The following is a 7,809-nucleotide window of genomic DNA, read 5'->3' as shown; positions in this document are numbered from 1 at the left end:
CTCCGGCGCGTGACCTCCCTTACGGCGGGGGGGAAGCGGGGGGGGGACGAGGCGACACCGAAAAGGGGGGGGGGGGGGGTGTGTTCGTCGGGGGGGGGGGGGGGGGGGGGGGGGGGGGGGGGGGGGGGGGGGGGGAGAGCGGGGGTTTCCCCCCCCCCCCCCCCCCTCGCCACTCAGTCCCGCCGCACCGTCTGCCCATAGAAGTCCGGGCGCTCGACCAGCTCCACCGTCACGCGCCCACCCTCCCTCTGGGACGCGACGCCGGCCTCGCACACCGCCGCGGCCGCGTAACCGTCCCAGGCACTCGGTCCTGTGACCTCGCCCCTGCGGGTGGCGTCCACCCACGCCTGCACCTCACGGTCGTAGGCGTCCTCGAAACGCTCGACGTAATCCGGGGGCACATGGCCTCCCCACCGGCCGTCGACGCTCACCCTGGGCCCTTGTTCGTCCCCGATGCGCACGGTTCCCCGCTCGCAGACGGCCTCGGCCTGGACCTGGTAGCCGTAGCCGCAGTGGCCGAAGATCTCGACGTCGACGAGCGCGCCCGCCGCGGTCTCGAACAGGACGAGCTGCGGGTCGTTCATGCCGGCCGGGGCGAGCGACGTCGGTGCCGGCTTGTGCACGGTGACCGCCACGATCTCCTGGTCGAGCAGCCAGCGGGTCGCATCCACCTCGTGGGCGACCGAGCTGGTGATGAGCATGTCGTCGGTGAACCCGGGCGGCATGGCCAGGTTTCGGTGACGTTGGTGCAGCATCAGCGCCCGGCCCAAATCGCCGCTGTCGAGCATCGCTTTGAGCTTCACGTACTCGGAGTCGTAGCGCCGCATGAAGCCCACCTGGATGCGCCGGCGCCCGAGCCGCCGTTCCGCCTCCAGGATCCGCAGGGAGGAGGCCGTGTCCGGAGTCATCGGCTTCTCGCACAGCACCGGCAGGTCATGCTTGAGCGCCTCGATCAATGCCGCCTCGTGGGCAGGGCCGGGAGAGGCGATGAGTACGGCGTCCACCTCCCCCGAGGCCATGGCGGCCACCGGATCGGTATAGGCCGTACAGCCGTCGATCGTGGCGGCCAGAGTCTTCGCCCGCTCCGCCTCGATGTCGGCGACGGCCGCCACCCGCGCCCCGCTGATGACGTCGTGGATCCGGCGCACATGGTCCGCGCCCATCTTCCCGGTGCCGATGACGGCCACACCGAGTCCTCGCTGAGATGGCATGACGGTGGTGTCTCCCCTCCTGGTGGCGGGCTCCCCCGCACTCGTCTCCGGCGAGAGAACCCTCCCCCGCGTCACGCCGTTACCGCCAGACCCCGTTCACCGCCCCGCCCCAGCGGTCAGGGGTGCGGGTGCCCCTGGTCGGGGTCGTCGTCGGGGGTCTGCCAGGTGGTGCCGCGCTGGGCTTCGCCGCTGGGGGGATCGACGTTGTGAGGGGGGGTGGTGGGCTCGGTGTGGCGCGCCGCGCGGCGCCGTCCGCTGACGAACATGGCGAGCAGGCCGATGACCACGGCGAGGCCGACGATGATGAAGATCAGCGAGCCGCCGCCCTCGACGGCCAGAACGGTATAGCTGTGAGTGCGCATAACGCTCATGTACCCCATCTGAGGAGAAAACGCTCCCGCCAGTCGCCTGATGCGTACTGACACCGCTGATGGCCCGGGTTCCCGGCCCGAGATCATCCATGCAGAGGTATGGATTCCCTGTGCCTGGCGCGACGCGAGGCCCCTCTGTGGGGATGATGGAGCCGACAGGGATCACGGGCGCGGGCCGCCGATGCGGGTCGTCTCCCGGCCGCAGGGTCGGGCGCCGGTAGCCCGAAGAGGGTGGGGGCGCCCTTCGACCTCGGAACGGTACAAAAAGATGAGCAGCCAAAAGGCATCCGCAAGCCGCAACGTACCCAGCAGCTCGGTGTTCGGGGCACCCTGTTGGGTCAGCCTGACCACGCGGGATCTGGAGACCGCCCAGGCCTTTTACCACGCCGTACTGGGGTGGGACTGGCGCGTCGGCAAGCTGGGCGACCAGTACAGGTTCGCGAGTGTGAACGGTGTCCCGGTGGCGGGGGTGTCCGCCGTCGAGGCCGTCGGGCAGGCGGCCGTGGCCTGGACCCCCTTCTTCGCCGCTTCCGACGCGAACGAGACCGTGGCCCGCAGCCAGGAGCGTGGCGGGACGACCGCGGTGGGGCCCATCTCCTTCCCGCCGGGCCGGGCGGCGCTGCTCGCCGACCGCGAAGGAGCCGTCTTCGGCATCTGGGAGGGCGAGCTGGTGTCCGACTGGGAGGCGTGGCGCCGCGCGGCCCCGGTCTTCGTGGAGCTCTACACCCGGGACGCCTTCGACGCGGCGATCTTCTACGCGGAGGTCCTCGGCTGGGCGTCCTCGGCATCGGGCTGCTGCGAGGTCCACTACGAGGACGAACGGGTCGTGCTGCGCAGCCAGGGGGATGTCGTGGCCCGCATCCATTCGGGCGCGGTGGAATCGGCGCCCGATCCGGAGATTCGGCCCCACTGGCAGATCCACTTCACGGTCGACGACGTGGACGCCTGTGTCCGGGCCGCGCGCGCCCACGGCGGCAGCGTCCTGCAGGGCGCGCAGGGGGCCACGGAGGCGCTCCTGAGCGACCCCGACGGGGCGCATTTCGTGGTGAACTCCAAACCGGCCCGGTGAGCCCGGTCTTCGGCCTCAAGGCCTGAGATGCAGGTCGGAACCGCACACGCCGGTGGAGGTCACCCGCACGATGACATCGGTCGGCTCCTCGAGCACGGGGTCGGGGACCGTCTCGACACGGACATCTCGCTTGCCGTGCCAGGTGAGTGCACGCATCAGCTTCTCCTCGAGTAGCGGTGACGCTCGGCCTCCTGCGGGTCTCCCGTGCGGGCGCCGCTATGCCTGCGTGCGCTCGCGCAGGCGCCTGGCGGCTGCGCTCACGCCGCGCGCGTGCCTGGCGAGTCCGGCCCAGGGGTCCTTGTCGAGGCGGTCCCCGAGGTCGGCCACCGTCCAGCGGCGGGCGGTCAGCCCAGGTGTGTCCAGTTCGTCCCAGCCCAGCGGCACGGCCACGGGGGCGCCGGGCCTGGACCGGACGGCGAACGGGGCGACCACGGTCTGGGCGTAGCCGTTGCGCGCGACATCGAGGTACAGCCGTCCCTTGCGTGCGTCCTTGCGGGGCTCGGCCGTCAGCTCCTTGTCGTGCCGCGCGGCCAGGGCTTCGGCGGCGGCGCGGGAGAATGCGAGCACGTCGTCGGCGTCGTCGCGCCGGTTCAGGGGCACGACGACATGCAGACCGCGGGAGCCGGTGGTCATCAGGCCCGACGGCAGGTCCAGCTCTTCGAGCAGCTCGCGCAGCTGGTGGGCCGCACTGCGCACGGGTTCGAAGTCGTCGCCGGGCGGGTCGAGGTCGAAGACCAGACGGTCCGGGCAGCGCGGCCGGTCGGCCCGGCTCAGCCAGCGATGAGGGGTGATGCAGGCCTGGCCCGCGAGATAGACGAGCGTCGCCGCGTCCTCGCAGACGACATGCGTGACCTTGCCGCCCTCCTTGGCCACGGTGGCGCGCTGGATCCAGTCGGGGAAGTAGTCGGAGACCTCCTTCTGGTAGAAGCGGTCGCCGTCGATCCCGTCCGGCATGCGCTCCAGCATCAGGGGCCTGCCGCGCAGCTCGGGCAGCATGCGCGGCGCCACCCGCCGATAGTGCTCGGCGAGGTCGGCCTTGGTGATGCCGTCCTGCGGAAAGAGCTCCTTCTCGGCTCGCTTGACCTCGACCTTGCGTCGTCCGACCTGCAGCTCAACAGTGGGGCTCACGTCACCGCCTCCTTCGCGCCGATGCTTCCGCGGTCATCTCGCTCCCCCGGCCGGGTCACGGCAGCGGCGTGCCTCCGGTGGCGTTCATGATCTCGGCGGTGATGAAGCTCGCCTGCTCCGATGCCAGGAACACGTAGGCGGGCGCCATCTCGGCGGGCTGTGCGGGGCGGCCGATGGGGGCCTGCTTGCCGAACTCCTTGGTGTCGGGCAGCGTGGCCGGGATCAGCGGCGTCCACACCGGGCCCGGGGCGACGGCGTTGACGCGGATGCCGTTCTCGACCAGCATCTGCGCGAGTCCCTGGGTGAAGGTGACGATGGCGCCCTTGGTCATGGCGTAGTCGAGCAGGTGGGGGCTCGGCTTGTAGGCCTGCACCGAGGTGGTGTTGATGATGGATCCGCCCGACGGGATGTGCGGCACGGCCATCTTGCACAGCCAGAACATGCCGTACAGATTCGTGCGTACGACGCGGTCGAACTGCTCCGTGGAGATCTCCGTGATGCCATCAGGCTGGGACATCTGATAGGCCGCGTTGTTGACCAGCACGTCGATGCGCCCGAACTCCGCCACCGCACGCTCCACGAGGCGACGGCACTGCTCCTCCTCACGGATGTCGCACGGCACGGCAAGACCGCGGCGCCCGGCCTTCTCGACGAGGCGCACCGTCTCCTGGGCGTCCTCCGCCTCCGTGGGCAGATAGGTGAACAGGACGTCCGCGCCCTCGCGTGCGTAGGCGAGAGCCACGGCCCGGCCGATGCCGGAGTCGCCGCCGGTCACGACCGCCGCCCGGTTCTGCAGCAGCCCGCTCCCCCGGTAGGACTCCTCGCCGTGGTCCGGGGGCGGGTCCATCGGGCCGGTCCAGCCCGGCGGCTCCTGGTCCTGCGAGGCGAAATCGGGCTGCGGGTGCTTGGTCGTCGGGTCCTGCGGGGTGTCACCCATGGGTGTTCTTCCTTCCTCGGATCCACTGTCTCCAGCTTGCTCCGCACCTCTCGGAGGCGCGAACGCCTGACACCGTTCACGGTGGACGACCTGCGCGGACGCAAGCCATCGGTGCATCGGGTGTCCCGCGGGCCGCGGTCCCACACATACGAGTGCGCCCCGGTCGCCGTGCGGGTGGGATCGGAGGTGCATAACCTGGCCGGGCCGAGCCAACCCATACCCGAACGGATCAGCGAACCGACGGAAGGGGCCCGCCGTGAGCGAGAAGGACGGTCTGCGGACCTACCGCGGCAAGCGGCACTTCGACAGGACGAGCGAGCCGAGCGGCGAGCCCTCGGCGCGGGACGCAGCCGACGCGGATGCGAAGGCGGATGCGGATGCGGCCGATGAGCCCACTTTCGTGGTGCAGATCCATGACGCGAGCACGATGCACTTCGACTTCCGCCTGGAGGTCGACGGCGTACTGAAGTCCTGGTCGGTCCCCAAAGGGCCCTCCACCGACCCGCACGACAAGCGGCTCGCCATCCCCACCGAGGACCACCCCTTGGAGTACCGGGACTTCGAAGGGGTGATCCCCTCCGGCGAGTACGGCGGCGGCACCGTCATCGTCTGGGACCGCGGCACCTACCGGCCGACCAGCCACGACAAGCGCCACCGGCCGGTGCCGTTCGGCGAAGCCCTGGAAAACGGCCACGCCACATTCGAGCTGCACGGCGAGAAGCTACGCGGGCAGTACGCGCTCACCCGCTTCCACGGCCGCGAGGAGAAGAGCGGGGGCTCCGCCGCGAAACCGACCTGGCTGCTCGTACGGACCGGGCACCACTCGGGCGGCGGAACGCCCGACCCACGGCGGGCGCGGTCGGCACGCAGCGGCCGTACGCTGCGCCAGGTCGCCGAGGCTCCGGACGCGCCCACATGGCACTCCGACAGCGGTGAGCAATCATGACCGGCCTGCTCGACGGCCTGCCGCCGGGCCTGGACGGCCGTATCCGCGAGGCGAGGCCGGGCATCGAACTGGCCGCCTCCCCGATGCTGGCCACGCTCACCGACCTGCGAAACTTCCCGGACGGCTGGATCTTCGAGCGGAAGCTGGACGGCGTCCGGGCACTGGCGGTGCGCGAGAACGGCCGGGTGACGCTCCGGTCCCGGTCCGGCCGGCGGCTCGACGCCACGTACCCGGAGATCGTCGACGCCCTCGCGGGACAGGACCCCGCGGACTTCACGATCGACGGCGAGATCGTCGCCTACTCGCACGGCAGGACCGACTTCGGGCGACTGCAGCAGCGCATGGGACTCACGCGGCCCGCCGACGTCGCGGCGAGCAAGGTCGCGGTCACCTACTACGTCTTCGATCTGCTGCGCCTGGACGGCATGGACGTACGGCGGCTGCCGCTGCGCACCCGTAAGTCCTTGCTGCGACGCTCGATCACGTTCACGGCCCCCTTGCGGTTCAGCACCCATCGCAACGCGGGCGGGCCCGAACTCCTGGCCGACGCGTGCCGCCGCGGCTGGGAGGGTCTCATCGCCAAACGGGCCGAAAGCAGCTATCAGGCGCGCCGCTCGGGCGACTGGCTCAAGCTGAAGTGCTCCCGGGGCCAGGAATTCGTGGTGGGCGGCTTCACCGAGCCCACGGGCAGCCGGGAGGGCATCGGCGCGCTGCTCATCGGCTACCACGAGGGCGAACGGCTGCGTTACGCGGGCAAGGTCGGCACCGGCTTCGACCGGCGCACGCTGCTGGCCCTGCGCCGCCGGCTCGACGAACTCCGGCTGACGGGCTCGCCGTTCGAAGACCCGGTGGCGGAGCGGACCGCGCACTGGGCGCAGCCGCGTCTCGTGGCTCAAGTCGCCTTCACCGAATGGACGCGCGACGGAATGCTGCGCCACCCCCGCTATCAGGGACTGCGGGACGACAAGGACCCGGCCGATGTCGTCAGGGAGCGCGCCTGAACTTGAGCACGGCGTTGAGCCGCGCGGCCTGGCGCGTCAGATGGTCGCGTTCGGGCAGGTTGGGCGCCTTGTGGGCCGCCTCGGCGTACAGCTGTGCCGCCGTCGCCAGGTCACCGTCCCGTTCGTGGAGGTACGCCGCCACGGCGGCGTGGCGGGGCAGGGTGTCGTCGAGCGCCGCGAGTGCCGCCAGGCCTGCGCGCGGTCCGTCGGCCTCCCCGACGGCCACCGCGCGGTTGAGCCGGACGACCGGGCTGCCGGTCAGGCTCACGAGTTCGTCATACCACTCCACGATCTGCACCCAGTCGGTCTCCTCGGCGGTGGGCGCGTCGGCATGGAGCGCCGCGATGGCGGCCTGCGCCTGGAACTCGCCGAGGCGGTCGCGGGCGAGGGCGGCGTGCAGGATCCCGATGCCCTCGGCGATCGCCTCGGTGTCCCACAGGCCGCGCTGCTGCTCGGCGAGCGGCACCAGGCTGCCGTCGGGAGCGGTCCGGGCGGCGCGCCGGGCGTGGTGGATCAGCATGAGGGCGTGCAGGCCCGCCACCTCGGGGTGGTCGATCGCGGCCGCGAGCTGCCGGGTGAGCCGGATGGCCTCGGCGGCGAGGTCGACGTCACCGGAGTAGCCCTCGTTGAAGACCAGGTAGAGGACACGCAGCACGGTGGCAACGTCTCCGGCTTTGTCGAACCGCACGTCGGAGACGGTTCGCTTGGCGCGGCTGATCCGCTGCGCCATGGTCGCCTCGGGCACCAGGTAGGCATGGGCGATCTGCCGGGTGGTGAGACCGCCGACCGCCCGCAGGGTGAGCGCGACCGCCGAGGACGGCGTCAGTGAAGGGTGGGCGCACAGGAAGTAGAGCTGAAGCGTGTCGTCCACGGAGAGGGCGGGTCCAGGAGCCGGTTCCTCGTCGATGCGCTCCTCACGCCTGCGGCGTGCGGTGTCCGCGCGCGTCGCGTCGAGGAACTTGCGCCAGGCCACGGTGACCAGCCAGCCCTTGGGGTCCCGGGGCTGATCGGCGGGCCAGACGCGGACCGCCTCGACCAAGGCGTCCTGCACGGCGTCCTCGGCCGCCGCGAAGTCGGCTCCGCGGCGGACGAGAATACCGATCACGCTTGGCGTGAGGCTCCGGACCCAGCCCTCGTCCATGTCCG

Annotated in this window: 8 protein-coding genes and 1 pseudogene; 3 read left to right on the top strand and 6 right to left on the bottom strand. The window is 71.4% G+C overall.

The annotated features are described in order from the left end of the window. Positions 1–173 precede the first annotated feature (173 nt). Both ACZ5U5_RS14675 and ACZ5U5_RS14670 read right to left on the bottom strand, forming a co-directional pair. Entirely contained in the window at positions 174–1,211 is a 1,038-nt protein-coding gene (locus ACZ5U5_RS14675; protein WP_469020797.1) for a Gfo/Idh/MocA family protein, read from the bottom strand. Positions 1,212–1,327: 116 nt separating this feature from the next. Further along, the gene (locus tag ACZ5U5_RS14670) at positions 1,328–1,573 is read right to left on the bottom strand and encodes a DUF6479 family protein (protein WP_469020795.1); all 246 of its coding nucleotides are present in this window, start codon (positions 1,571–1,573) and stop codon (positions 1,328–1,330) included. A 277-nt stretch (positions 1,574–1,850) separates the two neighbouring features. On the opposite strand from ACZ5U5_RS14670, the gene ACZ5U5_RS14665 reads away from it, so the two are divergent. Then, the gene (locus ACZ5U5_RS14665; RefSeq protein ID WP_469020793.1) at positions 1,851–2,651 is read left to right on the top strand and encodes a VOC family protein; all 801 of its coding nucleotides are present in this window, start codon (positions 1,851–1,853) and stop codon (positions 2,649–2,651) included. A 24-nt stretch (positions 2,652–2,675) separates the two neighbouring features. Here the strand turns inward: ACZ5U5_RS14665 and ACZ5U5_RS14660 are convergent. The 3 genes and pseudogenes from ACZ5U5_RS14660 to ACZ5U5_RS14650 form a co-directional block, all read right to left on the bottom strand. Beyond that, positions 2,676–2,807: pseudogene (locus ACZ5U5_RS14660) on the bottom strand (glutathione-dependent formaldehyde dehydrogenase); the annotation flags it as partial. 60 nt (positions 2,808–2,867) lie between these two features. Further along, entirely contained in the window at positions 2,868–3,779 is a 912-nt protein-coding gene (ligD, locus tag ACZ5U5_RS14655) for a non-homologous end-joining DNA ligase (protein WP_469020791.1), read from the bottom strand. 55 nt (positions 3,780–3,834) lie between these two features. Further along, on the bottom strand, positions 3,835–4,716 hold the full coding sequence (locus tag ACZ5U5_RS14650; RefSeq protein WP_469020789.1) for an SDR family oxidoreductase: 882 nt from the start codon (positions 4,714–4,716) through the stop codon (positions 3,835–3,837). 256 nt (positions 4,717–4,972) lie between these two features. On the opposite strand from ACZ5U5_RS14650, the gene ACZ5U5_RS14645 reads away from it, so the two are divergent. Together ACZ5U5_RS14645 and ligD (ACZ5U5_RS14640) are read left to right on the top strand one after the other, a co-directional pair. Next, positions 4,973–5,662: a DNA polymerase ligase N-terminal domain-containing protein gene (locus ACZ5U5_RS14645; RefSeq protein ID WP_469020788.1), complete on the top strand. Its 690-nt coding sequence runs from the start codon at positions 4,973–4,975 to the stop codon at positions 5,660–5,662. Continuing rightward, complete coding sequence (gene ligD / locus ACZ5U5_RS14640; protein WP_469020784.1) at positions 5,659–6,663, top strand: non-homologous end-joining DNA ligase; 1,005 nt, start codon at positions 5,659–5,661, stop codon at positions 6,661–6,663. The genes ACZ5U5_RS14645 and ligD (ACZ5U5_RS14640) overlap by 4 nt, the downstream gene beginning before the upstream one ends. Here ligD (ACZ5U5_RS14640) and ACZ5U5_RS14635 read toward each other — a convergent pair. Further along, complete coding sequence (locus ACZ5U5_RS14635) at positions 6,647–7,804, bottom strand: RNA polymerase sigma factor (RefSeq protein WP_469020782.1); 1,158 nt, start codon at positions 7,802–7,804, stop codon at positions 6,647–6,649. The two genes, ligD (ACZ5U5_RS14640) and ACZ5U5_RS14635, sit on opposite strands and share 17 nt — an antisense overlap. Positions 7,805–7,809 lie beyond the last annotated feature (5 nt).

This window comes from Streptomyces sp. NPDC033177, from assembly GCF_055577715.1.
The sequence above is the reverse complement of the archived record's forward strand: the minus strand, read 5'-3'. Positions and strand labels throughout refer to the sequence as shown.

Coding starts and splice junctions, on each gene's coding strand:
- ACZ5U5_RS14650 (WP_469020789.1), bottom strand. CDS start 4,716: ATGGGTGACACCCCGCAGGACCCGACGACCAAGCACCCGCAGCCCGAT.
- ACZ5U5_RS14675 (WP_469020797.1), bottom strand. CDS start 1,211: ATGCCATCTCAGCGAGGACTCGGTGTGGCCGTCATCGGCACCGGGAAG.
- ACZ5U5_RS14635 (WP_469020782.1), bottom strand. CDS start 7,804: ATGGACGAGGGCTGGGTCCGGAGCCTCACGCCAAGCGTGATCGGTATT.
- ACZ5U5_RS14665 (WP_469020793.1), top strand. CDS start 1,851: ATGAGCAGCCAAAAGGCATCCGCAAGCCGCAACGTACCCAGCAGCTCG.
- ligD (WP_469020784.1), top strand. CDS start 5,659: ATGACCGGCCTGCTCGACGGCCTGCCGCCGGGCCTGGACGGCCGTATC.
- ACZ5U5_RS14670 (WP_469020795.1), bottom strand. CDS start 1,573: ATGCGCACTCACAGCTATACCGTTCTGGCCGTCGAGGGCGGCGGCTCG.